This window comes from Enterobacter sp. BWH52 (assembly GCF_001037565.1).
Lineage (GTDB): Bacteria > Pseudomonadota > Gammaproteobacteria > Enterobacterales > Enterobacteriaceae > Enterobacter > Enterobacter hormaechei_C.
The window spans coordinates 1,822,846-1,846,685 of the sequence record NZ_KQ089854.1 but is presented as its reverse complement, the minus strand read 5'-3'; the positions used below and the strand labels follow the sequence as shown (position 1 = coordinate 1,846,685).

The window sequence follows — 23,840 nt, the reverse complement described above, 5'->3', positions numbered from 1 at the left end:
GCCTCTCCGTTAGCCAAGCAGCTGGTGAATACGTTTTAATCCCGCCACCAGTCTGTCGACCTCTTCCGTTGTGTTGTACATCACCAGCGATGCGCGGCACATGGCCGGTACCTCATAATACGCCATCAGCGGCATCGCGCAGTGATGCCCGGTACGCACAGCGACGCCGTAATTATCAAGGAAACTGCCCACATCATAGGCGTGATGCTTGCCGAGGTTGAAGGCTATCACACCCAGACGGTCAGCAGGACCATATAAGGTCAGGTCCGGGACGCTGACCAGCTCCTGCAAGGCGTAATGCATCAGCAGCTGTTCGTACTCCTGAATCGCCGCCAGCCCCGTTTCAGAGACGTAGCTAATGGCCGCGCCCAGCCCGATGATCCCGCCCGTGTTGGGCGTACCCGCCTCGAAGCGCCAGGGCGCACGGGCGTATGTTGTGCCGTCCGTCAGGCTGACGGTGGCGATCATTGACCCGCCCCCTTCCCACGGCGGCATGGCCTGGAGAATGTCCTCTTTCACATACAACACGCCGATGCCCGTCGGGCCATACAGCTTGTGCCCGGAGAAGACGTAGAAATCGCAGTCCAGGGCCTGAACGTCAACCGCATGGTGCATCACCGCCTGGGCACCATCAATCAACACTTTCGCACCGGCCTGATGGGCTTTGTCGACGATCAGCGCCACCGGATTTTCCGTGCCCAGCACGTTTGAAACGTGGGTCACCGCCACCAGCCGCGTTCTGTCGTCCAGCAGAGCGTCCAGCTTTTCCAGCTGGAGCGTGCCGTCTTCATTCAGGGGGATCACCCGCAGTTGCGCCCCCACACGCTCGCAGAGCATCTGCCAGGGCACGATGTTGGCATGGTGCTCCATCTGGGTGATGATGATGTTATCCCCCGCGTGCACCTGCGCATTGCCCCAGCTGTTAGCCACCAGGTTGATCCCTTCGGTGGTGCCGCGCACGAACACCAGCTCTTCCGGCGAACGCGCGTTGAGGAAGGCTGCAACCTGCGTGCGCACGTTTTCCATGCGCTGGGTCGCCTCGGCGCTCAGGGTGTGGATCCCACGATGTACCGCCGCATAACCGTGGCGGTAAAACTCGGCTTCCGCATCCACCACCTGATTCGGTTTTTGCGCGCTGGCCGCACTGTCGAGATAGGCCAGCGGCAGACCGTTCACTTCACGGGTCAGTACCGGAAAATCTGCCCGGACTTTCTCTACGGGAAATGTCATGCTTCGCCTCCAGGCAGTCGCTGACCGATACGGGCCAGCACCTGCTGTTTAAGTCCGCCATCGGGCAGCGCTTCCGTCAGCTCAGCCGCAAAGGCGTAAATAATCATCTTTTGCGCGGCCTGCTGGTCTATCCCGCGCGAGCGCAAGTAGAACATCTGCTCATCGTCAATACGCCCGACCGTCGCGCCGTGACTGCATTTCACGTCGTCCGCATAGATTTCCAGCTGTGGTTTGGTGTCCACCTCTGCCAGACGTCCCAGCAAGAGGTTGTTGTTGGTCATCTGCCCGTCAGTTTTGATGGCGTGCTGCGCCACGTTGATCAGGCCGTTGAACACCGCACGTCCTTTGTCGCTGACGATGGTTTTGTGCAGCTGACGGCTGTTGCAGTAGCCTTTGTTATGCTCAAGCCAGGTGCGCGTGTCGCACACTTCTGACTTCACCGGCATCGCCAGGCTGTTAATACGCAACGTAGTGTTTTCACCGTTCAGCTGGGTGCTGGTATTGTGGCGCAGCACCGCGCCGCCAAGCAGAAAACTGTGGCTGTACGCCGCGGCATCCTGGCCCAGCAGAATATCGTTGTGGGCGAAGTGGTGACTGAGCGGATTCTCAAACGCCAGCTTGATGTGGTGCAGTTGGGCATTGGCCGCCACGTTCATCGTCAGACGCGAACCGGTAAAATGACGGGTGTCGTTAAGGCTGACGTAATGCTCGATCACCGTCGCCTCCGCCCCTTCTGCCAGCTCAAGATGGTGGCGATAGTGGGCGGTGTTAATCTCATCACCCGCAACGCCCTGGGTGATATGCATCAGCAGCAGCGGTTTCGCCGGGCGCTGGTTACGCTTAACGCGAATATGGGTGACAGATTGTGACAGGCTCTCTGTCAGGTGCAGGAAGACTTCAGGCTGAACGGGCGCGTTCAGCGACTGACGTTCATCGTTAATGACGATATCGAACCCGCTCTCCTGCACGCTGTCGCTCAGCTCCGCACGGAACAGACCGTCGACAAACACCAGACGCACGGCATCCACGCTCAGCGCCAGCATGTCGCGCTGATCGGGGCTGACCTGCGCCAGACGGGTGACAAAATCGCCGTTCAGCAGGCCATCCAGCGGGGTATATTTCCAGTTCTCATGTTTACGCGTCGGTAAACCGAGACGCAGCATCTGCTGGAGATGGTGCTGAGCCTGTTCAGAGCGCGCTCCAGCCTGCGCTTCAAACAGCCGGTGCCACTGCTGAAGTGCATTACTGCTGTTCGGTAAGCCAGCCATAACCCTGCTCCTCCAGTTGTTTAACCAGCGTAAAGTCACCGGATTTCACAATGCGTCCCTGGTAAAGCACGTGGACATAGTCCGGCTTGATGTAGTCCAGAATTCGCTGGTAATGTGTCACGATGATAAATGAGCGGTTGCCATCACGCAGGGAGTTCACCCCGTCGGCAACGATCTTCAGGGCATCGATATCCAGCCCTGAATCGGTCTCATCGAGAATGCACAGCGCTGGCTCCAGAACCGCCATTTGCAGAATATCGTTACGTTTCTTCTCACCGCCGGAGAAACCCACGTTTACCGAGCGGGTCAGCAGATCTTCCGGCATTTTCAGCAGCTTGATCTTCTCTTCCATCAGATCCTGGAAGTCAAAGCGATCCAGCGCCTCAAGGCCGCGATACTTGCGCACCGCGTTCAGCGCGGTTTGCAGAAAGAACTGGTTGCTGACGCCCGGAATTTCCACCGGATACTGGAAGGCCATAAAGATGCCCTCGCCGGCACGCTCTTCCGGCGACATCTCCAGCAGATCTTTGCCGTTAAACTCAACGGAGCCGCTGGTAACTTCATAATCTTCGCGTCCTGCCAGCGTCGCTGAAAGCGTACTTTTCCCGGAGCCGTTTGGCCCCATGATGGCGTGAACTTCACCCGGTTTGACGTCAAAATTGAGGCCACGCAGGATCTCTTTCTCTTCCACGCTAACCTGTAAATCTTTAATGCTTAACATGTGCTTTCCTTAACCGACGCTGTGTTCAAGACTAATGGCGAGGAGTTTCTGGGCTTCAACGGCAAATTCCAGCGGCAGTTCAGAGAACACGTCCTTACAGAAGCCGTTAACGATCATTGAAATCGCATCTTCTTCACTGATCCCGCGTTGCAGGCAGTAGAAAAGCTGATCTTCACCAATACGTGACGTAGTTGCCTCATGCTCAAGCTGGGCGCTGTTATTGCGGCATTCGACATACGGGAAGGTATGCGCCCCGCAGTCCGCGCCAATCAGCATGGAGTCACATTGGGTGAAGTTACGCGCGTTGGTTGCCGTCGGCATGATTTTCACCAGCCCGCGATAGCTGTTCTGGCTGTGACCGGCAGAGATCCCTTTGGAGATGATGGTCGATTTGGTGTTTTTACCGATGTGGATCATCTTGGTGCCGGTATCGGCCTGCTGATGACCGCTGGTCAGCGCCACGGAGTAAAACTCACCGATTGAGTTGTCGCCGCGCAGAATACAGCTCGGGTATTTCCAGGTAATGGCGGAGCCGGTTTCTGACTGCGTCCAGGACATTTTGCTGTTTTCGCCTTCGCACAGCGCACGCTTGGTGACGAAGTTCAGAATACCGCCGGTGTTACCGTCGCCCGGGAACCAGTTCTGTACCGTAGAGTACTTCACTTCCGCATCTTTATGGATGATGACCTCCACCACCGCCGCGTGCAGCTGGTAGCTGTCGCGCACAGGAGCGGAGCACCCTTCGATGTAGCTAACGTAGCTGCCTTCATCGGCCACCAGGATGGTGCGTTCAAACTGGCCGGTTTTTTCCGCGTTGATGCGGAAATAGGTCGAGAGCTCCATCGGGCAGCGCACGCCTTTCGGCACGTAGATAAAGGTACCGTCTGACGCCACCGCCGCATTCAGTGCCGCGAAGAAGTTATCGTTACTGGGTACCACGGTGCCAATGTACTTTTTCACCAGCTCCGGGTGATCGTGAATGGCTTCCCCGAAGGAGCAGAAAATAATCCCCTGCTCCGCCAGTTTTTCACGGTAGGTGGTTGCCACCGAGACGGAGTCAAAAATGGCGTCTACCGCCACCTCTTTGCCTTCGCGCACGGGCACGCCGAGCTGATTAAACGCCTCTTCCACCTCTTTACTCAGGAAGCTGTTCTCGGCACCGGTTTGCTGTACCGCGCCGGGTTGCGAGGCACAGGTATCATCACAGCTGCCGCAGGAGGGCGCGGAGTAGTAGCTGTAATCCTGATAGTTCAGCTTATCGTAATGCGCTTTCAGCCAGTGGGGTTCTTCCATCTCCAGCCACGCGCGGAATGCGCTCAGGCGAAACTCCAGCATCCACTCTGGCTCGTTACGTTTCGCCGAAATGGCGCGCACGACCTCTTCGTTGATGCCTTTCGCCAGTTCATCGGTTTGCAGCTGCGTGAAGAAACCCTCTTTATAGTTGAGGTGTCCGCCGCTCCAGGTGTTTACATCACTCGTTGCTTCAGTATTACGAGACATAGTACCGCCTATACCCCAAAGCTTTCGCCGCAGCCGCATTCGTTCTGGGCTTTCGGGTTATGAAATTTGAATAACTGGTTTAAACCTTCCCGAACGTAGTCGACTTCGGTTCCATCGATAAACGGCATCGCCTGTAGTGCGACGTATAACTTTGCACCGTCGGTTTCAAAGACCAGATCGTCCTTTTCAGGTTCGGTTACGGTATCCAGCACGTAGCCAAATCCCGCGCAGCCAGTCTGCTTAACGCCTAAGCGTACGCCGAGGATGTCGGGATTTTTTGCCACCAGCTCATGAATATGCGCCGCCGCCGCGGGCGTCAGCGTTAAGCCACGCCAGGCAAAATCGGCCGGATTGAAGGTTTCTGAATGCAGTTCCATAGGTCCACCTCATCTGATAAGCCACCAGGGCATAACACCATGTTAGTGATAACGATTATCACTTCAACCCCCTGCGAGCAGGGGCTTTGGGCTAAACCGCCCTTTTTGGCTACTTTCATTAAGCATAGACCCTGTGACGGGATGCGGATGGGATGGTTAGATTTGTTCAATGCATTGATAAATAATGCATTTCATAAGAAAGGCGGTGAGGTAGCGGGCAATGATAAAAATTGTATTGGAAATACCTATTTTTAAGATAGCTAAAGTACACCCAGGCACCAAATACATTATTTACGTATGCCTCCCCCTTAAGCCAGGTTCTTTTTAATCCTTTTTTGCCTTACCTGGGTGCGCATAAAGACGTTTAATGGATGAGTTAACCATTATTTATCAGTCTGATAGTGGTTAAATTCCGCTCATGATTATTTACATAAACTCATCCCTTTTCGGCGTAATGTTTCCCTTGTTAACCATTTATTCAATAAGGGATTAAATTATGTGGAGTGCCCATAAAGCCGCAGTTCATGCTCGCCAGCATGCAGGTCAGTATAGCCAGAAAAGATGTGCAGAATTTGTTTCGAAATCCATTCGCGCCGGCGGTGCTAATCTACAGAACACGCATTATGCTAAGGATATGAAAAGCAATTTAATTCTGGCGGGTTTCCACCAGGTTTACGGTGAGCCTGTTGAGGGCGATGTGGCGGTGATCCAGCCCACTGCGCACCACCCATATGGCCACGCTTGCATCTATGGTGGGAACGGCGTCTGGTACTCTGATTTTGTTCAGCGAACAATGTATCCGGGAAAGGAATACCGGGAATTAAAGCCAGCATATGCAATTTACAGGCATGACTGACATGAAAAAAATAATTCTGGCGATCCTGCTTCTGCCCACTCTCGCATCCGCTGCACAGAAGTTCCCCCCTGAGGTATCCGCTGCCCTTCAGTTTAATAAGTGGTACATCTCGCAAATTATTATCGGGAAAGAGCCCCTGAAAAACTATGAAGCGCTGAGGCCATATGTAACCCGCGAAACTATCAGCAAACTCAAAGCCATGGATAAGCTGGATCCAGATGAATATGACGTGCCTGACGTCGATATGTTCATCAAGGCTCAGGGATATGAAGATGACTGGGCCATCGTCAGTGCGCGGGCGCTGGATTACGATGCCGCCTGTATGCAGGTTTATATCTCATTCGGCAAAAAGCGGGATCACACCGTGATTGACTGCATGGTCAAGGAAGATGGCGCGTGGAAAGTTGAATCCGTGGCCAGCATGAATATTTCAGACAACCTGATGATGGAATAAACCGACGATATGACAGGGGTACTGATGCTATGCATCTTCGCGGATACCCCTGTCGTATCGCCAGAAGGCAAAATCCCGCACTGGCGGTTTACCGTTGGCCCCCTTAACATCAGTGATGGATCGAAACGGCGAAACCCTGTTCACGCCAGTGGTCGAGCTGCTCCTGTTGACGAGGCGTAGGCGCTTTACCGGTCCAGACGAAGATTTTTTGCCCGGGGAAGAGTTCAGGACGTGGAGAATCAATCGGCTCAGCCAGCACGTCGATATGCCAGCCTTTGTAGGCAAGACGGGCCGCTTCCAGCCACAAATGCGTACGGTCGTCGCACTCCCACCCAATCAGCAGCGCATCCTTACCTGCTTTTTTTCGCGACTCACCCAGGCTTGCAACGGCAAACTCAATCAGGACACCGTCGAGCAGGCTCGCCATGTGACGCACCGTATTCTGGTCCTGGTTCATTCGCTGCCGCACAGGGGTGATGATGTTATCTATCAGAACATCCATCGCATGGTCACGGCGGAACTCGCCGATTTTGGCGCGCAGTTTTGCCGGGCTGGCATAGCGCAGAACGGTTAACATCTCTTCCTGAAACGATGCCCAGTTCCCCTGAGTCATCACTTCTGTATTTTCAAGAAGCGCTTTTACTTTACCGACCGAAACACCCGTTTTCATCAGGCGTTTGATCTCTTCGATACGCAGGATATCTTCATCGTCAAACTGACGATGGCCCCCTTCGCTTCGCTGCGGCTTCAACAATCCATAACGGCGCTGCCAGGCACGCAACGTAACGGGGTTGATACCGCATCGTTCGGCCACTTCGCCGATACTGTAATAGGCCATTAACTCCCTCACGCACAATACTTCCATACCTAACCAAACCAACCTTATCAGATTGTACAAATCATTTGTATAACTAACTCCTCGTTCTGAGACAAGTGAATGGCTCAAAGAACCACTCACTCGTTAATATATTGTTGTATAAATTTAGCCGTACGTACAGGTCACTTTTAACAGTTACGTACAGGTTTTTTATAAATCGTACTTTTTCTCGGGCCAGGCAATCGCCGGAATGCCCCCCAGACGCGGGCTGGCGAAAAGGTGACCCTGGAACTGAGAAATCCCGGCAGATTCCAGCCACATCCACTCTTCAGCTAGCTCTACGCCTACCGCACAGAACAGAATTTCCAGGGAGGCGCAGCATTTAATGATTGACTGAATGATTGCCTGACGCGGGCCGCTCTTGTGCACGTTAGCAATCAAATCACGGTTGATCTTGATTCTGTCCGGCTGGAACTGGGCCAGCAGTTGCAGACCGGCGAATCCCGCGCCAAAGTGATCGATGGCCACGCTGATCCCGGCGCTTTTAAGCTGTCTGACCGCGCTGGTGAACTCTTCGAAGCGCGAGATCGCCTCGCTCTCGGTGAACTCGACCACAATTTGCTCCGGCACAAAACCGTTCGCCTCAATTGCCGTCAGTAAAAAATCGACGGCGCCAGGAACATTGACCAGCGTCATCGGCAACAGATTAATGGACAACGTTTGAGTCTGTAGGCCCAGCGCGCTGGCCATCGACAAAGCCACCTGCTTACTCTTCAGATCCGATTCGTACAGCGCCTCACGCGACAGGTTGGCAAAGTAGCTTTCCGGGGACTCACCGGACGGCGTGCGGATCAGGGCTTCCCAGGAAACCACCTGCTGCATAAACGGATCGACGATAGGTTGAAATGCGAAACTACAGTCCGCGCCCTTTGCCACTACCGTTGGCTGGGAGGATAATGGCGTGTTTTCGGTGACAAACTCCCAGGCGTCAGCCGGAGGCAGCTCAAAGTAGTTGGCTTTTTCAGTGGCCTCAACGAAGGTGCGGAAAAATTGTAGGGCGCGATCGTTATAGGTCAGCTGATAGCGGGTTGTGCCTTTATCGAGTACCTTTTGTAGCACTTCGTCGGTGTCGTACTGACGAAGGTCAAAGAGCTCCATACCTACGTTGCCAAAACGTCTTGAAGGCCCGTGATCGCTTAATAATTCGACCACGTTGTGATGCCGTGGGTCACGGCAGATGAGCTGATAGATCTCCTTAACGTTATCAGCGGGCCCTTCAAGTAACTGAAAGAAGTGTGTGCCGTTAAACAGCAAAATCCCCGTCACATCGAACTGGCGATTTCTACAATTTGCAGCAGCGACCATGTCTTCCAGCGCTTTCACTGGAACGTCCTCGCAGATATGACTGCGGTAAATAATGGTTGTGAGCATGCTAATCCTGAAGATTGAGGGGGTGACCACGAAAACACGTGGGGAGAACTCTGTTATAGCACATTAATTACCCAATAAATAATTTACATCTCAACAATTTACATGACTTCTTTGCGCCTTTTCCGGGCTTGTACAACTCTGCAACGCCACTTCGAATTGTACAATATATTTTGTGAATTTAGCAGTAAGCTGTATACATATAACCATATGATAAATATATACTTTATCAAATATATTATAAAATATTTAAAAAATTGTACATTTTTAATGTACAGATTTGAAAATTATGTATACCTTAAATGTAACGTTACTGATTACGAAAATTTACAGGAGCGAAACATGCAGCAGAACGGACACCTCGCAGACACAGCAACAGCAATTGCGCAGTACTTCGAAAAAGCCGCGCTTCCAACCCAACAGGAAACATTGGGTCAGGTTGTTGTTGAAATCCTTAGCGACGGGCGGAATCTGAATCGCAAATCGCTCTGCACAAAACTGTTAAGTCGCCTTGAAAAGGCCAATGGCCCGGAAGAGGAGCATCATTATCACATGCTTCTTGGCCTGCTCTTCGAACGTTAATGTTATGAACAGCAGTGATGCGGACAGACTGATCGACCAGCTTATTGGAGAAGCCGCTCTTTCACTTTTGAAGGAGCGCGGTCCTGTAACGACCGAGGGTTTGGTTCAGCGTCTGCGTAACATGCAAGCCTGTGAGACGGATCCCCAGCGGCGGGAGACATTAGCGAGGGTGATAGCTGAAATCAGCTCTGGCACGGTCGCTTTTAAAGGTCGCAGAACCGCACAAGGACGAATTCAGAGAGAGGGATCTCTCAAAAATAACCGAGACAATGTAGTGCCGTTATTTGGAAATGGAAAACCGTCCGATCCCAAAAAGATACATTGACTACAACTTTACAGCTACGGTGAGAACAAATGAGACAAAATATTCAGCTTCAACCCGAATACCACTCCGCCTTTTTAGATAGCGCGTTGTCGGAGTATTTCCGTCACGCAGGCGATCGCTTTGCTGAAGAGTCTGCCATTTTTTCGACTGCGGTTCGTTGTGTTCTTGCTTCCGAAGGTCATCTGACCAACAAAGCGATCATTCTCTGGCTGATCCAGACGCTGGAATCCACCGATGATGTCGTTAAGGCGGATGTGATCCGCAAGACGCTGGAAATTGTCGTCGGTTACACCATGGACGATCTTTAACGCCTCACTCTTCCCATCTCTTCGGATAGCGTGTCATCGTCAATTCTGACGAACGGACTGACGATGACACGCCCTCTCTCCCCTAACGCCCTGTTAATCAAGCACGCCGAATTTGGCATGGATCCTGCTTAGTCCGCTAAGGGACTGGGCTTTCCAGTAAACATTGCTTCATTTCTTAACAGGTCTGTTATTGATGAAAAAAATCGCCAGCGTCTGCCCCTACTGCGGTGCAGGCTGCAAACTTAACCTCGTCGTTAAAAATAACCGGATTATCCGTGCCGAAGCCGCTAATGGCGTAACTAATCAGGGCACGCTTTGCCTGAAAGGGTTCTACGGCTGGGACTTTCTTAATGATACTCGGCTGCTTACCCCCCGCCTGACGCAGCCCATGATCCGCTACAGCAAAGGCGAGGCCTTTACCCCTGTTACCTGGGAAGAGGCCATTCGCTATACCGCTTACAGGCTTAAAAGCATCAAAGAACAGTACGGCCCTCGGTCCATTATGACCACGGGTTCCTCGCGGGGAACGGGCAATGAGACCAACTATGTGATGCAAAAATTTGCCCGTGCGGTGTTGAATACTAACAACGTCGACTGCTGCGCCCGCGTCTGTCACGGTCCGTCCGTTGCCGGTTTACAGGAGACCCTCGGCAACGGCGCCATGAGCAATTCCATTAACGATATTGAAAACTCAAAATGCCTGCTGGTATTCGGCTATAACTGCGCCGACTCTCACCCCATCGTCGCCCGACGCGTGCTTAAAGCACGTGAAAATGGCGCTAAAATCATTGTCTGCGATCCGCGTCATATTGAAACGGCACGCATTGCCGATCTTCATCTTCAGTTAAAAAATGGCAGTAACATGGCGCTGGTCAATGCCTTTGGCTATGTCCTGCTTGAAGAGGAATTGTACGACAAAAACTACGTTGCTCGCTTTACAGAAGGGCTTGAGGCGTACCGACTGACGGTAAAAGATTACGCACCCGAGCAGGTTGAACATCTGACGGGGATCCCCGCGCGGGATGTTCGTCAGGCAATGCGCATGTTCGCAGCGGCGCCTTCAGCAACGGTGATGTGGGGAATGGGCGTCACGCAGTTTGGTCAGGCGGTCGATGTGGTGAAAGGTCTCTCCAGCCTGGCACTGCTGACCGGCAATCTGGGCCGCCCTGCCGTCGGCGTGGGGCCGGTTCGCGGGCAAAATAACGTTCAGGGCGCCTGCGATATGGGTGTTCTGCCCAATATGTTTCCCGGCTACCAGGACGTCACTGATCCGGCGGTCAGACTGAAATTTGCCGATGCGTGGAAAATCAATGTCAACCGGATGGACGATCGCGTCGGAACGCGCATCACCGAAGTGCCGCATCTCGCGCTGGAAGGTAAGATCAAAGCGTATTACATCATGGGGGAAGATCCGCTTCAGACAGAAGCCGATCTGGGTCTGGTCCGCCGCGGCTTTGAGGCGCTCGATTTTGTGGTGGTTCAGGACATCTTTATGACCAAAACGGCAGAGCTGGCTGACGTGCTGCTCCCTGCCACCTCATGGGGAGAACACGCCGGTGTGTTCACCTGTGCCGATCGCGGCTTTCAGCGTTTCGGCAAAGCCATTGAGTCCAGCGGCAATGTCAGGCGCGACTGGGAGATCATCAGCCTGCTGGCCACGGAAATGGGCTATCCCATGCATTACGAGGATAACCAGCAGATCTGGGACGAAATGCGCGAGCTGTGCCCCCTCTTCTACGGCGTGACCTACGAAAAAATGGGCGAGATGGGTCACGTTCAATGGCCGTGCCCGACGCTGGATCATCCCGGTACGCCGTACCTGTACAAAGATAATCAGTTCGATACCCCGAGCGGTAAAGGGCAGCTCTTTGCCGCACCGTGGCGCGCGCCAGCGGAAATCCCGGATGCGGATTTCCCGCTGGTGCTCTGTACGGTCCGCGAGGTGGGCCACTACTCCTGCCGCTCCATGACCGGGAACTGCGCGGCGCTGCAAAGCCTGGCCGACGAGCCGGGCCGGGTGCAAATTAACCCGGCCGACGCGGATGAACGGGGGATTGCCGAAGGCCAGCTGGTCTGGGTACGTTCACGCCGGGGTAAAGTGATCACCCGCGCCAGCATCAGCGAGCGCATCAATGCGGGAGCAATCTATATGACCTACCAGTGGTGGATTGGCGCCTGTAATGAGCTGACGCAGGATAATCTCGACCCGATCTCCAGAACGCCGGAAACGAAGTATTGCGCCGTGCAGCTTGAGGCAATCGAGGACCAGCGCTGGGCGGAGGATTTTGCGGCTTCCGCGTACCAGACCATGAAGACGCGGTTGATCGCTGCGGTTAACGTTTAAATGCTTGCCGGGTGGCGGCTATCGCTGCCCGGCCAGCTATCCGCTGCCGTTTCAGGCTATTTGTTGTGCATAATTATTTTCCAGGTAATCGCGAAGCAGGTTCGGCCGGCTCTTTTTCTCCATCAGCCTTCTCAACAGTACGATCAGCTCGTAATCGCTTCGCAGATTAAATTTTTGCATCATCATATATTTATGGGTAAAGACCGTTTTTTCGCTCATCTCCAGCGCCTGAGCGGTCTGCACTACCGACAGCCCTCGGTAAAAATTGACCAGAATACGAATTTGTTGCCGGGATAACCCTTATGCTGGCAGTCGAAACAGGTCTTTTTATTCCAGGTGTAACCCGGTAATTGCGTCGTGAACCACGCAATAAACAGAACGCCGCTAATACGATCAAGCGATGCCCGGCGAGGAAGAAAAATAATGTCCTGAAAGCAGGAAGGCAGCGCCGAAAAGCGCAGCTCATCGTCGACGAGACCTATCACAATTCCTTTTTGTCGGGCCAGTAACTCCGGAAAACAGGTCAGCGTTTCCCCCTGACATAATGAAAGAACAATAATATCGGCCTGGCTGACGTTTTCATTGGTCAGCGCCAGGTGAAAAGTGATGGAGCGATGAAAGTTATGCTTAAAAAAATCTTCGAAAAAGCTCTGTAGCCCAGCCTGAAAAAACAGATCCGTTTCCTGAATCAGAATATTTAACATAGTTCACACCAACGTCTTTAAAAAAGGCTTATCACCGGCATTCAGTTGTACTGCATCGTCATCACCACAACCGCGCGGATGCTTCCCGGCGTGGCGCCCCCCGTCATGGATTTTACCGAGGCCAGCATAGCTAATGTCGCGGTTCTGTCCGCGGCAATGGTCTGGGTCATGCTGGAGCCTGTTCCTTTAAGCGCACCGGTTTGGGCATCGCGCATGGCTATCGCCACATGTGTGGCCGAACCGCTGTTCATAAAATAGTCCGCGCCCGCCTCAGGATCGGGGCTGCCGGTGAAAGCGACGGTCACACTCTGCGTTCCCGTTGGGCACTGGGTAAACAGCAGACTGAAAGGCACCGGATCCGATGTTGAGCCCGGCGTCGCCATATTGGTTGCCTGAATATTGCCCAGATTGACATCGAGATTGTTATTGCCGCCATTAAATATGCATGGCGACGCCACGATATTTCCCGTCACACCGATGTTGACGCTATCAGCGGAGCATACCTTCCCGCTGAGTAAGGCAAGTAACAGCAGTGTCCTGCATCTTATTTTCATCTTCTTACCTGCTACTGGTAGGTCAAATTCAGGGTGGCGGAGGCATTCGCTGAACCTGACTCCACGCGGGTTAACGTCTGGTAATATCGGGCCGTTAATGGCAACGTCTCTTGCCCCCCGGCAGACTGTCGCAAAAATAGTCGGCTGTTCATCGCCAGCGGTGCACCGTTATAGATTAGCTGCACCCCCACCCCTTTTGCAGTGCTGGCATTTCCCTGCCCGGTTAAGGCCATCACGCTGGTATTGGCGCTGTCCGGATTCTGTATTCCACTGAGCGAGACCGTAATATTGGTTCCGGCGGCGCAAGTTAAGCCCAGGTTTTGCGTGTTCTGTGCTCCCGCTGGCGTGGTGCCCACCACGGTGCCGAACGCCGAAGCGGGAATATCCCCTATCGGAAACGTCAGCTGGGCCGTATTCACCGTGCACGCCAGGGCATTGATGTTGCCGGAGGTGAGCTGCGTGGTCAGACCGTCACGGTAGAGGCCGTCGCTTCCCTGAAGCGTCACGACGCCAATCACCCCCGGGGTTAATGCCCCCGATGAGACCGGGCCGGTCACCACCAGCTCAATCCTCCCGCCGTACCAGTCCACATAGGAGGTCTGCGCATTGTACGAGAACGTATTGCTCGGGTTTTCAAAATAGCCGTTGGAGGAAAAGCGTATCCCTATCCCGCTGACGTTCGTGTTGTAAACATGGTTGCCGTAGCTGCTCAACGTGGCGCTGTTGTAGCGCATGCTGAATCCCAGCATCAGCGGATTCGTACACCCGGTAAGATAGGAGCCTGTGGCTGACGCCGCGCCGGAAAATACCACCGTGCCGACAGGCGCATCGCGCTGCACGTTGATCGTCCCCACGGACAGGGTGGAAAGCTGCGGGGTGATGGTGGTGCAGGTACCGGCACGAGCGATACTTCCCGCCGCGAGCAAACAGAGCAGCAGCATCGTGTTAAGACATTTCATGTTAGCGTTCCTGACGGCAGGTGGTGTGCATATCAGCGATCCCACCGTACGTTGAGTGATTCGGCAGCGTGAAATCAGCGCGGCATTGCTGGCTGGATTGACTTCCCCATGTGGCGACTAACGTTCCCTGCTCGCGCATCCCGGTTAAATAGACCTGACCGCGATCGCCGACAATAAAACTGCCGCTTTCATCTCCCACAAGGGTGACCACCGCCCCAAACGGAACGGCGCGGTCGTTATCGGTCAAGGTCATCAGCACCCGGCGACCTGACTTCGGCAGATAATCGGCTCTCACCACCGCTCCCCGCGTCGGCGTCACCGTGCGGGTGTTGATCTCCAGTTCGACATCGTCCGGCATCGTTTCCGGGTCGAGGGTGAGATCGTTTTTCCGGTAGACAGAAAGGTTGCTCACGACCGTATATCCGCGAAAATCTGTCCGTACACCGGGCTGATTGCGGATATCCACGTAGTAGGCGCCTGGGGCTTTGATTAAGACGCTGGTCTCCCCCAGCGGCTGGGAAAGCGTGATGCCATCAGCATGGGCGAGAATGCCGCCTTGCAGCCCGTAATTCAGGCGTTCACTGTTTTTGTCATAACCATAACCTGCCGTGACTTCGCCATAGGTGCCTTTATAGTCCGCGTTCACGTTGCCGGTATTCCCCACGCCCTCTGTGCCATATCCCTGCTGGACGTTCCAGCTCAGGGCACGGTTCTCGAGTGCCACCCCGTTCAGGCCGACGTTATACGTCGTCCCGTTATTGCTGCTGGCGTTCATGCCATAGTTAGCCCATGTCTGCGGCAAAAATTTATCCAGCGGAATGCTGACGTTGAACGACAGAAGCTGGTCGTGGTCAGCGTTTTTTTGGCTTTTGCGGTTTTCTGACGCTGAGCGGACATTTTTGCTGTAGGTCCATGTCAGGCCATAGCTGATGTTGTGCCAGTAGTTGCTATAGCCGACGCTCCACGAAGCCATCGACTTACCGTCATTCCAGTAATCTTCCCGCGCCGCACTGAGGGTAAGCGCGCCCAGGTTGTCCCCCAGCGTCTGGCTCATCGTCAGCTCGGCACGGTTACGTCGCCTGTCCTGAAGCGCGCTGCTGTCTCCGTACGAACCGAGGACGTCCTGCATCCCGTAATAGCCGCGGGTCGAGTAGCGATACCCGGCAATCGAAAAGTTGGTCCCGGTAGTGATAAAATTCTTGCTGTATCTGGCCCGCCACGACTGACCGCTTGTTTTCGCGGTATGCTCCGGCATTGACCAGCTCTGGGTGACGTCTGCGGATACTGCCCCGAGATCGCCCATGTTCTTGCCCATCCCCAGAGCCACCGACTGGTACTTATCTGCCCCCTGGACGCCGCTATAGAGCGTGATCCCGTGAGGGAGGCCGTAAATTCCGGTCAGTTGCCCGAAGGGGGTTTTCTCCACGCTACGGTTATACGAGCGATATTGCCCGGCGGTAAGGGCATATTTCAGTCGCCCCTCCCGTTGCAGGACCGGCAGCGAAGCGTACGGCAGGGTGAAATGTTGCTCACTGCCATCGGCTTCGACGATCGTGACATCAAGATCGCCCGCGCCGCCGGTGGGATACATATCCGCGATCTCAAACGCGCCCGGCGCCACGTAGCTTTGGTAAATTTGATAGCCATTCTGACGCACCACGACCTGCGCGTTAGTTCGCGCAATACCGCGCACCACCGGCGCATAGCCTTTCAGGGAATCCGGCAGCATATCGTCGTCGGACGCCAGCTGGACGCCGCGAAACGGCATGCTGTCAAAGACATCGGCAGGCGCGGAACTGTCTCCGAGCGTAAGCTGGGCTTGCAGGGGAATAATCGCGCGCTGCATCAAGGTGTAGACGTTGTCCCACTTATCCTGGCCGGACGCATCGCGGGACCAGGTGGTGTAGTTGCGTAACCGCCAGGGACCGACGTTGATCCCCGGCCGCAGGTTTGCATACTGGCTGTCGCTGCGGGTGCCTGCCCCGCTTCTTGCCCGGCTGTTTGCCCCGCTCAGGCTGTAGTTGAGCATGGCCGCGGTAATGCCTTCATCCCACATATCCGGCGGAACGTAACCTCTCGCTGGCAGGTCTATGGCCGCCTGTGGGATGCTGATCGCCAGGCGCTGGGCGCCAAACTGGAAATCCGCGCTGGCCTGTGGAATCGCCCTGAGATCGGCGCATTCTCCTTCCCCGGCGTCGAGCTGCGGGAAAAGCGCCGTTTTCACGCCCCACGCTTTTAACTGCCCGATACTCAGGCACGGCTGCAACGTTTCACTGCCGTTAGCATCCTTCACTGCCATGAAACGAATATCCCGCGTTTCCAGCAGCCGATCGTCAAGAATAATATCAACATGGTATGTCCCGGGCGCCTGCGAGCCGGATTCAAAGGCAGATAAATCCGCTTTCCCCATTCCGGGATTATCCAGCTCTACCAGTTCCGTATTAAACGTCTCACTGGCATACAGTGTGGGAGAGACACCAGCAAGCGCGAGGGCAATAAATATTGCCAGGCGCGCAGGCTGCATTGTATTCAATGCCGTTGTCATGACGAGCACCTGATTAACGCGTAAGGATCACAAACTGGCCCGGTGTAATTCACCAGGGCTGCCATAATCGTTAATGACTTTAAACGTCAGCGTATTGCCACTGGTTCCATTCGGTAACGGGAAACGGGCTGTGCCCGAAGGCATCACATACGTGACATCGTCAAGTTTCTTATTACCCAACGTAATTTCATTGAAATTGATAACGTACGGCGTTGGATTATTAACCAGAAGGGTATTTCCCGCACGACGCCAGGTTAATTTATTGGCCTGCTCCTCGGGGGTAGACGCACGAAGAGCCTCTGGTCGATAAATTAATTTGATGCGCGTTTTGACGGCAATTTGCAGCGAGTTCATCTGCTTAGAGGCTGACGGAATAGCTTTGATGTTCAGCCAGAATAAACTCTCCTGCCCTTGAGGCAGAGAGCCTGTCATGACAATACGCTCGAGGTTTTTTTGTCCGCCGTCCAGCCGATACAGCGGAGGAGTAATAATAAAAGGCGCTTTACCCGATTGTTCATCCTGAACATCTATCCACGACTGAATTAAATAAGGACCGTTATCAGGATTCGTAATATTTATTGACGCTTCTTTTTTAGCCCCATCAAAAATAACACGGGTGCCGCCAATAATTACTCCTGCACTGGCGGATGTTAACGTCAGCGGTAACAGCGCCATAGCCAGGCCCGTTGTGGTGATAAAACGCATTTTTTTACCTCATAAAACAAGGGGCCAGGCGGCCCCCTGCTAATTACTGCCATTGACTTAGTTGTACACCACAGAGAAGTTCGCGACCGAGTTAGCCGGGCCCGCGGTAACGGATGCCGCGGTGGAAATATACTGCGCGTAGAAGCTCAACGTATTATCAGCCGTACTGCTGAGTGCGTAGGTATAGCTGTTGCTGCCGTGCAGCGGCAGATCGGCTTTATCTGCCGTCATCAGGTTAATCGCCACCCCGGTAGCCGCTCCCGCCACGGACGTATCAATCGCCAGCAGGCTGGCGTTGGTTAAATCCGGCGTGCCATCAAAACGGACTTTTGCATTGGTGACCGTTACCGGACAGTTTTTCAAAATAATATTAAACTGCGTCGCAGCCGTTCTCGCCCCGGTTGTCGGGAATTCCGTTTTATAATAATCGCCCAATACCACCACCTGATTCTGGGATGCCACATCAACGTCGCAGGCAGAATCCAGAATATTTCCGTTAAAATTAACGGTACCGGCCGCTGCCAATGCATTGGTCATAGTGAGTACAGAACCTGCCGCTAACATTGCCATCATCAATTTTTTATTAATAATTTTATATCCCGTATTACTCTATTTATTACCGACATTCAGTTGCAGAAATTAAACCCCTTCCGACGAGTCAAAATTTATACAACTCCTTTTCCGCATACAATCAATTTTGAGGTCTAGCTGTAGACCCTCTTTTAACAAATAAAAAACATATTCACTCGGGAATAGCTTAAGAATAATGTCCACAGTCTACTTTTAGACCTGAACAAAAAAAGTTGCAATTTCAATTAATTAACACTTAAAAAAAGATAAGTCTATAATTAGACTCGCTGCAAACATTCCCTGACCTGCTGTTTTTTAAGATAATTCTTTATGCCGATCAAAAAATGATCGCATCAGTCAGTGAGGTCTCAAATGAATACCCGATTCGCGCCTGAGTCAGAAATTGATAAATCAATAGTGCTCGGCGCTAAGCCTTTTAAGCACATTGAAAAAATAATCGATAATGTTTTGCCGCATGCGGAGAGAGGCATTATTGCCAGAGGAGAAATTATCCATTATTGCTCCGGCGATACCCGTCAATGCTTTTTACTGTTGCATGGCAGCGTGGCGTTGCACCGTCGCGGGGACGGTATCGTCTTAAATTCTGAATCTGCGCCATTTATACTCGGCGTGAGCAGCCAGTTATCGTCTGAGCACCTGTACGTCAGAGCGCTGGAAACCTCAGAGGTGGCCAGCGTTTCGCTGGCGCGTTTCAATCATGTTGTCGCACAACAGAATTTATGGGAGCACTTCTCAAACCTACTGATCTATACCGCATCGCGCGTTTACGAACATTGCGCCCAGATATCGCAAATGTCGGCTTATGACATTATCCGCTTTCAGCTGGTTGAGTTGATGCAGGAGCCTGAAGCCATTAGACAAAACATTACCGCCGCAGCCTATATCAAAAGCCGCACCTATCTTTCACGCAGTGGCATTATGCGGATCCTCGCGGAGTTGCGGACGGGGAAATACATCACCATGGAGCGTGGCGTTCTAGTAGAGATCCATCACTTACCCCGTAAATACTGAGGCTGTATTTATCTCTGGAGAAGGTGGAAAAGAAGAGCGACACTATAGAGAGTACAGTCTCTTTCCAGGTTAACGCTATGTCTTCTGACAAACCATCGCATCGCGGATCTCCCTATGCTCAGGAACTGATTTCTCATTTACAGCCGCACTGCACCACGCATAAAACCGATCCCGGCGAGCAACTTAATCTCCAGGTAAACGGGCAGAGCATGTGTTATTTAATTCTTGACGGCACGGTCGCAATATACAGAAGAAGCGACGACATGATGCTTTCGACGGCGCGCAGTCCCGCCCTGTTTGGCCTCGCTAACCTGACGGACATCTATTTTACCGACTACCTTCGAACGGTAACGCCTTGCCTGGTTGGTGTGCTCACGACCGAGCGGGTGGCTGAAATTATCAAAGAGAAGGCGCTGTGGGGGCTGCTTTCTAATCATCTGATGTTTGTCTATAACCGGCTTTATCACAACGTCATGCCGAAAGGCGCGCCAACCGCGTACGAGATGATTCGCCAGCAGCTCGTGCTGCTGATGCAGGAAGATGACAGCTACCGACGTAGCGTGACGGCGGAAAGGTATATCAGGGATAAAACCCAGCTTTCCCGCAGCGGCGTAATGCGGATCCTGGCTGACCTGAAAACGGGCGGGTTCATCGAAATGGAAGAAGGCCGGCTGATTAAAATTAACAAACTGCCTGCCAGATACTGACTGTCAGACACAAAAAAGGCCGCGCTTGCGGCCTTTTCTTCACTGCTTAATGGACGTGAACGCCCAACCGCCAGGCAAAGTAGATCTCTTCTTTCAGTTCGTTTGAAGAGAGCGCCAGCAAATCCGTAAATTCCAGCTCAAGCTGTTTCAGCTTTTTCAGGTACTGCGCGGGAGACAGATTGCTTTTATCGCGACGTAAATATTCAATTGCCAGCTGTGTTGGGGTTATTTCAGTATCCATGATGTCCTCGCTTATGTTCAAAACGTGACCAGTATATCACAATCAGGCGGCTAATTTTTGACCAAAAGCAAGACATCCGGAAACTTTACACAACAGCCGTCGTCAGCCTTGATGAACAACACAGGCGATCCTGCTCGTCCAGGATATCAATCTGCCACACCTGATGACGGCTTCCGGCATGCAGCGCCCGGCAGACGCCGCGCACGCGCCCGCTGCGAACGGAGCGGATGTGGTTGGCATTGACCTCCAGACCTACCACCTTCTGCTCTCCTTCCGTACACAGGTAGCCCGCCACCGATCCCAGCGTTTCGGCCAGCACGACGGACGCGCCGCCGTGTAACAGGCCAAACGGTTGATGAGTACGGCAGTCTACCGGCATCGTCGCTTCCAGTTCGTTGTCGCCAATGCGCGTGAACTGGATGTCCAGCAAACCGACCATGTTCTCCGCGCCCATGGCATTTAAGCCCTCCAGCGTGACCGCACGTTTCCAGATCATCCGATAATCTCCAGTAAAGCCTGCAATGGATGGCGGACGCCGTTACCTTCTACCCGTTTCACCTGGCTGCGGCAGGAGTAGCCCGTCGCCAGACAGCGGTTGCGTGGCAGGCGCTGCATCGCCTGATGCCATGACAGCTCGTAAATGCCGAGCGAATTAGCGTGGTTTTTGACTTCATGGCCGTAGGTTCCGGCCATACCGCAGCAGCCCACGTTGACGCTTTCCAGCTTCGCGCCAAACCGGGAGAAGATAGAAGCCCACTGGGCAGGCGCCGTCGGCAGCGCCGTCACTTCGGTGCAGTGCCCAAACAGGTACCAGGATTCTCCGCTGACCTCCTGAGGGGGCGTTTGCGTCAGCACCGCAGGCAACCACTCGTGTACCAGTAAGACCTGAAAATCACCGCGCTTATCGCCGAGCGTCTGCTTATATTCGTCCCGGTAACAGAGCACCAGCGCCGGATCGACGCCCACCATCGCCATGCCGAGCTGCGCCACGCGATTCAGAAAATCTGAAGTTTTCTGCGCGGTTTTCGCAAAGCGGGTGAGGAAGCCTTTAATGTGCTGCGCCTTGCCGTTCGGCGAGAACGGCAGCACCACCGGCTGGTAACCGATTTTCTCGGCCAGTCGGACAAAATCGGCCACCACCTGCGCATCGTAATAGCTGGTAAACGGATCCTGCACCACCAGCACCACCTTCGCTTTCTGCTCAGGGCTTAATGCTTCCAGTTGTTCCAGGGTCATATTCGCCGAGCGGTGCCCCACCAGCCGACGCTGGAGCGATGGCACCGACAGCAGCGGCAGATCCACCATGCCGATATGTTTTTCAGACAGTTTTCGCACCAGTGGCTGGTTGATAAAGAAGTTAAAGGTTTTTGGCGCACGGGCCATCAGCGGCGCGTAACTCTCCACCGTCGCTACCAGATGATCGCGCATCGGGCGCAGATAACGCGTGTGGTACAGCTGGAGGAAGCGGGAACGGAATTCCGGTACGTCAATTTTAATTGGGCACTGGGTTGAACACGCCTTACACGCCAGGCAGCCGGACATCGCCTCTTTCACCTCATGCGAGAAATCGTATTCGCCTTTGTTCGCATGCCAGCTGTTGCGGGTGCGTTCGATAAGCCCGCGCAGGCTCGCGCGTTTTTCCGGCAGCTCCTGTTCCAGCTTGAGCGGGTCAACGCCGCGGTCGGCCAGCAGGCGCAGCCATTCGCGCACCAGCGTGGCACGCCCTTTTGGGGAGTGGATGCGGTTGCTGGTGATTTTCATCGACGGACACATCGGGCTTTTCACATCGAAGTTAAAGCACAGCCCGTTGCCGTTACACTCCATCGCGCCGCGCCAGGAAGCGCGTACCGCAATCGGAATTTGGCGGTCATAGGTGCCGCGCTTAACGGCATCCACCTGCAACATCGGCGCATCAACGCCCTCTGGCGGGCAGATTTTTCCCGGATTGAGGCGGTTATCAGGATCGAACGCGGCCTTCACCTTACGCAGCTCGGCGTAGAGCTGTTCGCCAAAAAAGGCCGGGCTGTACTCGGCGCGGAACCCCTTACCGTGCTCGCCCCACAGTAAACCGCCGTATTTGGCCGTCAGGGCCACAACCTCGTCGGAGATCGCCTTCATCAGGATCTCCTGCTGCGGATCGCACATGTCCAGCGCCGGGCGCACGTGCAGCACGCCCGCGTCAACGTGCCCGAACATGCCATAGCTCAGACCATGGCTGTCGAGCAGCGCGCGAAACTCCACGATATAATCCGCCAGATGTTCCGGTGGCACGCAGGTATCTTCCGCAAACGGAATCGGCTTCGCCGCCCCTTTCGCGTTGCCGAGCAGCCCCACCGCCTTTTTACGCATCGCGTAGATTCGCTCGATGCCGGAGAGATCGTTACACAGCTGCCAGCCAATGACGCCGCCTTCCCCCTGCGCAATCAGCTCGTCCAGACGCTGGCAGAGCGTGTTTACCTGGCTCTCAATCAGCTCTGCGTCATCCCCGGCGAACTCGACGATGTTCAGGCCGAGCATCTCTTTATCCGGCACGTCGGTAATCAGTTCGCTCACCGAATGCCAGACAATATCCTCCCGGGCCAGGTTCAGGACTTTTGAATCGACGGTTTCCACCGACAGCGCCCGCGCCTCCACCATAAACGGTGCATTACGCAGCGCCGAGTCAAAGGAGTTGTATTTGACGTTCACCAGACGGCGCACCTTTGGCAACCGGGTGATATCCAGACGCGCTTCGGTGATGAAGGCCAGCGTCCCTTCTGACCCGGTCAGTACGCGGGTAAGATCAAACTGGCTCATATCGTCATTGAAGACATGTCGCAGATCGTAGCCCGTCAGGAAGCGGTTTAGCTTCGGGAATTTGTCAAGGATCAGCTCGCGATTTTCGCGGCAGCGCTCCAGCACGGTGCGATAAATCCGTCCGCTGGTGGTGCTCTCTGCTGCCAGCGTTTCGGCCAGCTCGATCGGCATCGGTTGGGTATCGAGGATATCGCCCCCCAGCAGCACCGCCCGCACACCCATAACGTGGTCGGAGGTTTTGCCGTACACCAGTGAGCCCTGCCCCGAGGCATCGGTGTTGATCATCCCGCCAATGGTCGCGCGGTTACTGGTGGAAAGCTCCGGCGCAAAAAAATAGCCGTAAGGTTTCAAAAACTGATTCAACTGATCTTTGATCACCCCCGCTTCCACACGCACCCACCCCTCTTCCGGGTTGATCTCAATGATGCGGTTCATATAGCGGGACATATCAATGATGATGCCCTGGTTCAGCGCCTGCCCATTGGTACCCGTCCCGCCGCCACGCGGGGTGAAGACCAGGGAGCTGAAACGCTCCTGCGATGCCAGACGGGCGATGAGCGCCACATCGGCGGTAGAGCGCGGGAAAACGACGGCATCGGGAAGAAGCTGGTAAATACTGTTATCGGTCGCCATCGTCAGCCTGTCGGCATAATCGGTAGCGGTGTCACCTGTAAAACCCTGTTGCTCCAGTGCCTGCAAAAAATTAAGCACCAGCTGAACGACGCCCGGTGCCTGAGAAATCTGTGGGATCATTGCTGTCGACCCTAATGAGAATAGTGTGAAATCGTTTGCGTTGTGTCTGGAAAGTTTTATCACA

23 protein-coding genes and 1 pseudogene are annotated in these 23,840 nt (G+C 54.0%); 8 read left to right on the top strand and 16 right to left on the bottom strand.

The window, feature by feature from the left end; all coding sequences use genetic code 11:
• Window positions 1–9: 9 nt before the first annotated feature.
• Genes sufS through sufA form a run of 5 tightly spaced genes read right to left on the bottom strand, consistent with a single transcriptional unit; the run spans window position 10 to window position 5,096 of the window.
• Window positions 10–1,230, bottom strand: a complete 1,221-nt coding sequence (sufS, locus tag SK47_RS08755) for a cysteine desulfurase SufS (protein ID WP_003857731.1) — start codon at window positions 1,228–1,230, stop codon at window positions 10–12.
• Entirely contained in the window at window positions 1,227–2,498 is a 1,272-nt protein-coding gene (sufD, locus tag SK47_RS08750; RefSeq protein WP_048243922.1) for a Fe-S cluster assembly protein SufD, read from the bottom strand. Before sufD ends, sufS begins: the two co-directional genes overlap by 4 nt.
• On the bottom strand, window positions 2,473–3,219 hold the full coding sequence (sufC, locus tag SK47_RS08745; RefSeq protein ID WP_003857736.1) for a Fe-S cluster assembly ATPase SufC: 747 nt from the start codon (window positions 3,217–3,219) through the stop codon (window positions 2,473–2,475). Before sufC ends, sufD begins: the two co-directional genes overlap by 26 nt.
• A 9-nt stretch (window positions 3,220–3,228) precedes the next feature.
• Window positions 3,229–4,719: a Fe-S cluster assembly protein SufB gene (gene sufB, locus SK47_RS08740; protein WP_003857739.1), complete on the bottom strand. Its 1,491-nt coding sequence runs from the start codon at window positions 4,717–4,719 to the stop codon at window positions 3,229–3,231.
• 8 nt (window positions 4,720–4,727) lie between these two features.
• Window positions 4,728–5,096 (bottom strand): Fe-S cluster assembly scaffold SufA, encoded by a 369-nt coding sequence (gene sufA / locus SK47_RS08735; protein ID WP_003857741.1) that lies wholly within the window; start codon window positions 5,094–5,096, stop codon window positions 4,728–4,730.
• Between the two features lie 496 nt (window positions 5,097–5,592).
• Between sufA and SK47_RS08730 the strand changes: the two genes are divergently transcribed.
• Together SK47_RS08730 and SK47_RS08725 are read left to right on the top strand one after the other, a co-directional pair.
• The gene (locus SK47_RS08730; protein ID WP_017693570.1) at window positions 5,593–5,952 is read left to right on the top strand and encodes a hypothetical protein; all 360 of its coding nucleotides are present in this window, start codon (window positions 5,593–5,595) and stop codon (window positions 5,950–5,952) included.
• Window position 5,953: 1 nt separating this feature from the next.
• Window positions 5,954–6,406 (top strand): DUF3828 domain-containing protein, encoded by a 453-nt coding sequence (locus SK47_RS08725; RefSeq protein ID WP_048243920.1) that lies wholly within the window; start codon window positions 5,954–5,956, stop codon window positions 6,404–6,406.
• 109 nt (window positions 6,407–6,515) lie between these two features.
• On the opposite strand, the gene SK47_RS08720 is transcribed toward SK47_RS08725, so the two are convergent.
• Window positions 6,516–7,244 carry a MerR family transcriptional regulator gene (locus tag SK47_RS08720; protein WP_003857744.1) on the bottom strand — a complete coding sequence of 243 codons (729 nt, stop codon included), beginning with the start codon at window positions 7,242–7,244 and terminating at the stop codon, window positions 6,516–6,518.
• Between the two features lie 189 nt (window positions 7,245–7,433).
• A complete protein-coding gene (locus SK47_RS08715) occupies window positions 7,434–8,654 on the bottom strand; it encodes a diguanylate phosphodiesterase (protein WP_003857746.1) in 1,221 nt (406 codons plus the stop codon).
• Window positions 8,655–8,993: 339 nt separating this feature from the next.
• Between SK47_RS08715 and ycgZ the strand changes: the two genes are divergently transcribed.
• The 4 genes from ycgZ to fdhF all read left to right on the top strand — a co-directional run bounded on the left by ycgZ (window position 8,994) and on the right by fdhF (window position 12,210).
• Complete coding sequence (ycgZ, locus tag SK47_RS08710) at window positions 8,994–9,233, top strand: regulatory protein YcgZ (RefSeq protein ID WP_003857747.1); 240 nt, start codon at window positions 8,994–8,996, stop codon at window positions 9,231–9,233.
• Between the two features lie 4 nt (window positions 9,234–9,237).
• On the top strand, window positions 9,238–9,558 hold the full coding sequence (locus tag SK47_RS23085) for a hypothetical protein (RefSeq protein ID WP_032658210.1): 321 nt from the start codon (window positions 9,238–9,240) through the stop codon (window positions 9,556–9,558).
• Between the two features lie 29 nt (window positions 9,559–9,587).
• Window positions 9,588–9,866 (top strand): biofilm/acid-resistance regulator YmgB/AriR, encoded by a 279-nt coding sequence (locus tag SK47_RS08705; protein WP_003857748.1) that lies wholly within the window; start codon window positions 9,588–9,590, stop codon window positions 9,864–9,866.
• 193 nt (window positions 9,867–10,059) lie between these two features.
• The gene (fdhF, locus tag SK47_RS08700) at window positions 10,060–12,210 is read left to right on the top strand and encodes a formate dehydrogenase subunit alpha (protein WP_048243918.1); all 2,151 of its coding nucleotides are present in this window, start codon (window positions 10,060–10,062) and stop codon (window positions 12,208–12,210) included.
• A 51-nt stretch (window positions 12,211–12,261) separates the two neighbouring features.
• Here the strand turns inward: fdhF and SK47_RS08695 are convergent.
• The 6 genes and pseudogenes from SK47_RS08695 to SK47_RS08670 form a co-directional block, all read right to left on the bottom strand.
• Window positions 12,262–12,914: pseudogene (locus SK47_RS08695) on the bottom strand (helix-turn-helix transcriptional regulator).
• 41 nt (window positions 12,915–12,955) lie between these two features.
• Window positions 12,956–13,468 (bottom strand): fimbrial protein, encoded by a 513-nt coding sequence (locus tag SK47_RS08690; protein ID WP_022650916.1) that lies wholly within the window; start codon window positions 13,466–13,468, stop codon window positions 12,956–12,958.
• Window positions 13,469–13,479: 11 nt separating this feature from the next.
• Window positions 13,480–14,427 (bottom strand): fimbrial protein, encoded by a 948-nt coding sequence (locus SK47_RS08685; protein WP_048243916.1) that lies wholly within the window; start codon window positions 14,425–14,427, stop codon window positions 13,480–13,482.
• A gap of 1 nt (window position 14,428) precedes the next feature.
• Entirely contained in the window at window positions 14,429–16,972 is a 2,544-nt protein-coding gene (locus tag SK47_RS08680; RefSeq protein ID WP_048243914.1) for a fimbria/pilus outer membrane usher protein, read from the bottom strand.
• Window positions 16,973–16,999: 27 nt separating this feature from the next.
• On the bottom strand, window positions 17,000–17,677 hold the full coding sequence (locus SK47_RS08675) for a fimbrial biogenesis chaperone (protein WP_045346430.1): 678 nt from the start codon (window positions 17,675–17,677) through the stop codon (window positions 17,000–17,002).
• A gap of 57 nt (window positions 17,678–17,734) precedes the next feature.
• A complete protein-coding gene (locus tag SK47_RS08670) occupies window positions 17,735–18,214 on the bottom strand; it encodes a fimbrial protein (protein ID WP_047930536.1) in 480 nt (159 codons plus the stop codon).
• A 405-nt stretch (window positions 18,215–18,619) separates the two neighbouring features.
• On the opposite strand from SK47_RS08670, the gene SK47_RS08665 reads away from it, so the two are divergent.
• Both SK47_RS08665 and SK47_RS08660 read left to right on the top strand, forming a co-directional pair.
• On the top strand, window positions 18,620–19,279 hold the full coding sequence (locus SK47_RS08665) for a winged helix-turn-helix transcriptional regulator (protein WP_048243912.1): 660 nt from the start codon (window positions 18,620–18,622) through the stop codon (window positions 19,277–19,279).
• A gap of 77 nt (window positions 19,280–19,356) precedes the next feature.
• On the top strand, window positions 19,357–19,986 hold the full coding sequence (locus tag SK47_RS08660; protein WP_023315938.1) for a helix-turn-helix domain-containing protein: 630 nt from the start codon (window positions 19,357–19,359) through the stop codon (window positions 19,984–19,986).
• A 46-nt stretch (window positions 19,987–20,032) separates the two neighbouring features.
• On the opposite strand, the gene SK47_RS08655 is transcribed toward SK47_RS08660, so the two are convergent.
• The 3 genes from SK47_RS08655 to SK47_RS23680 all read right to left on the bottom strand — a co-directional run bounded on the left by SK47_RS08655 (window position 20,033) and on the right by SK47_RS23680 (window position 23,776).
• Window positions 20,033–20,227: a YdiH family protein gene (locus tag SK47_RS08655; RefSeq protein WP_003857766.1), complete on the bottom strand. Its 195-nt coding sequence runs from the start codon at window positions 20,225–20,227 to the stop codon at window positions 20,033–20,035.
• A gap of 85 nt (window positions 20,228–20,312) precedes the next feature.
• Window positions 20,313–20,723, bottom strand: a complete 411-nt coding sequence (gene menI / locus SK47_RS08650) for a 1,4-dihydroxy-2-naphthoyl-CoA hydrolase (RefSeq protein WP_045336604.1) — start codon at window positions 20,721–20,723, stop codon at window positions 20,313–20,315.
• Window positions 20,720–23,776, bottom strand: a complete 3,057-nt coding sequence (locus SK47_RS23680) for a D-2-hydroxyglutarate dehydrogenase YdiJ (protein ID WP_048243910.1) — start codon at window positions 23,774–23,776, stop codon at window positions 20,720–20,722. The genes menI and SK47_RS23680 overlap by 4 nt, the downstream gene beginning before the upstream one ends.
• Window positions 23,777–23,840 lie beyond the last annotated feature (64 nt).

What these genes read in the sequence shown, in the direction of transcription:
- sufS (WP_003857731.1), bottom strand. Translation starts at nt 1,230, where the DNA reads ATGACATTTCCCGTAGAGAAAGTCCGGGCAGATTTTCCGGTACTGACC.
- sufD (WP_048243922.1), bottom strand. Translation starts at nt 2,498, where the DNA reads ATGGCTGGCTTACCGAACAGCAGTAATGCACTTCAGCAGTGGCACCGG.
- sufC (WP_003857736.1), bottom strand. Translation starts at nt 3,219, where the DNA reads ATGTTAAGCATTAAAGATTTACAGGTTAGCGTGGAAGAGAAAGAGATC.
- sufB (WP_003857739.1), bottom strand. Translation starts at nt 4,719, where the DNA reads ATGTCTCGTAATACTGAAGCAACGAGTGATGTAAACACCTGGAGCGGC.
- sufA (WP_003857741.1), bottom strand. Translation starts at nt 5,096, where the DNA reads ATGGAACTGCATTCAGAAACCTTCAATCCGGCCGATTTTGCCTGGCGT.
- SK47_RS08730 (WP_017693570.1), top strand. Translation starts at nt 5,593, where the DNA reads ATGTGGAGTGCCCATAAAGCCGCAGTTCATGCTCGCCAGCATGCAGGT.
- SK47_RS08725 (WP_048243920.1), top strand. Translation starts at nt 5,954, where the DNA reads ATGAAAAAAATAATTCTGGCGATCCTGCTTCTGCCCACTCTCGCATCC.
- SK47_RS08720 (WP_003857744.1), bottom strand. Translation starts at nt 7,244, where the DNA reads ATGGCCTATTACAGTATCGGCGAAGTGGCCGAACGATGCGGTATCAAC.
- SK47_RS08715 (WP_003857746.1), bottom strand. Translation starts at nt 8,654, where the DNA reads ATGCTCACAACCATTATTTACCGCAGTCATATCTGCGAGGACGTTCCA.
- ycgZ (WP_003857747.1), top strand. Translation starts at nt 8,994, where the DNA reads ATGCAGCAGAACGGACACCTCGCAGACACAGCAACAGCAATTGCGCAG.
- SK47_RS23085 (WP_032658210.1), top strand. Translation starts at nt 9,238, where the DNA reads ATGAACAGCAGTGATGCGGACAGACTGATCGACCAGCTTATTGGAGAA.
- SK47_RS08705 (WP_003857748.1), top strand. Translation starts at nt 9,588, where the DNA reads ATGAGACAAAATATTCAGCTTCAACCCGAATACCACTCCGCCTTTTTA.
- fdhF (WP_048243918.1), top strand. Translation starts at nt 10,060, where the DNA reads ATGAAAAAAATCGCCAGCGTCTGCCCCTACTGCGGTGCAGGCTGCAAA.
- SK47_RS08690 (WP_022650916.1), bottom strand. Translation starts at nt 13,468, where the DNA reads ATGAAAATAAGATGCAGGACACTGCTGTTACTTGCCTTACTCAGCGGG.
- SK47_RS08685 (WP_048243916.1), bottom strand. Translation starts at nt 14,427, where the DNA reads ATGAAATGTCTTAACACGATGCTGCTGCTCTGTTTGCTCGCGGCGGGA.
- SK47_RS08680 (WP_048243914.1), bottom strand. Translation starts at nt 16,972, where the DNA reads ATGACAACGGCATTGAATACAATGCAGCCTGCGCGCCTGGCAATATTT.
- SK47_RS08675 (WP_045346430.1), bottom strand. Translation starts at nt 17,677, where the DNA reads ATGCGTTTTATCACCACAACGGGCCTGGCTATGGCGCTGTTACCGCTG.
- SK47_RS08670 (WP_047930536.1), bottom strand. Translation starts at nt 18,214, where the DNA reads ATGACCAATGCATTGGCAGCGGCCGGTACCGTTAATTTTAACGGAAAT.
- SK47_RS08665 (WP_048243912.1), top strand. Translation starts at nt 18,620, where the DNA reads ATGAATACCCGATTCGCGCCTGAGTCAGAAATTGATAAATCAATAGTG.
- SK47_RS08660 (WP_023315938.1), top strand. Translation starts at nt 19,357, where the DNA reads ATGTCTTCTGACAAACCATCGCATCGCGGATCTCCCTATGCTCAGGAA.
- SK47_RS08655 (WP_003857766.1), bottom strand. Translation starts at nt 20,227, where the DNA reads ATGGATACTGAAATAACCCCAACACAGCTGGCAATTGAATATTTACGT.
- menI (WP_045336604.1), bottom strand. Translation starts at nt 20,723, where the DNA reads ATGATCTGGAAACGTGCGGTCACGCTGGAGGGCTTAAATGCCATGGGC.
- SK47_RS23680 (WP_048243910.1), bottom strand. Translation starts at nt 23,776, where the DNA reads ATGATCCCACAGATTTCTCAGGCACCGGGCGTCGTTCAGCTGGTGCTT.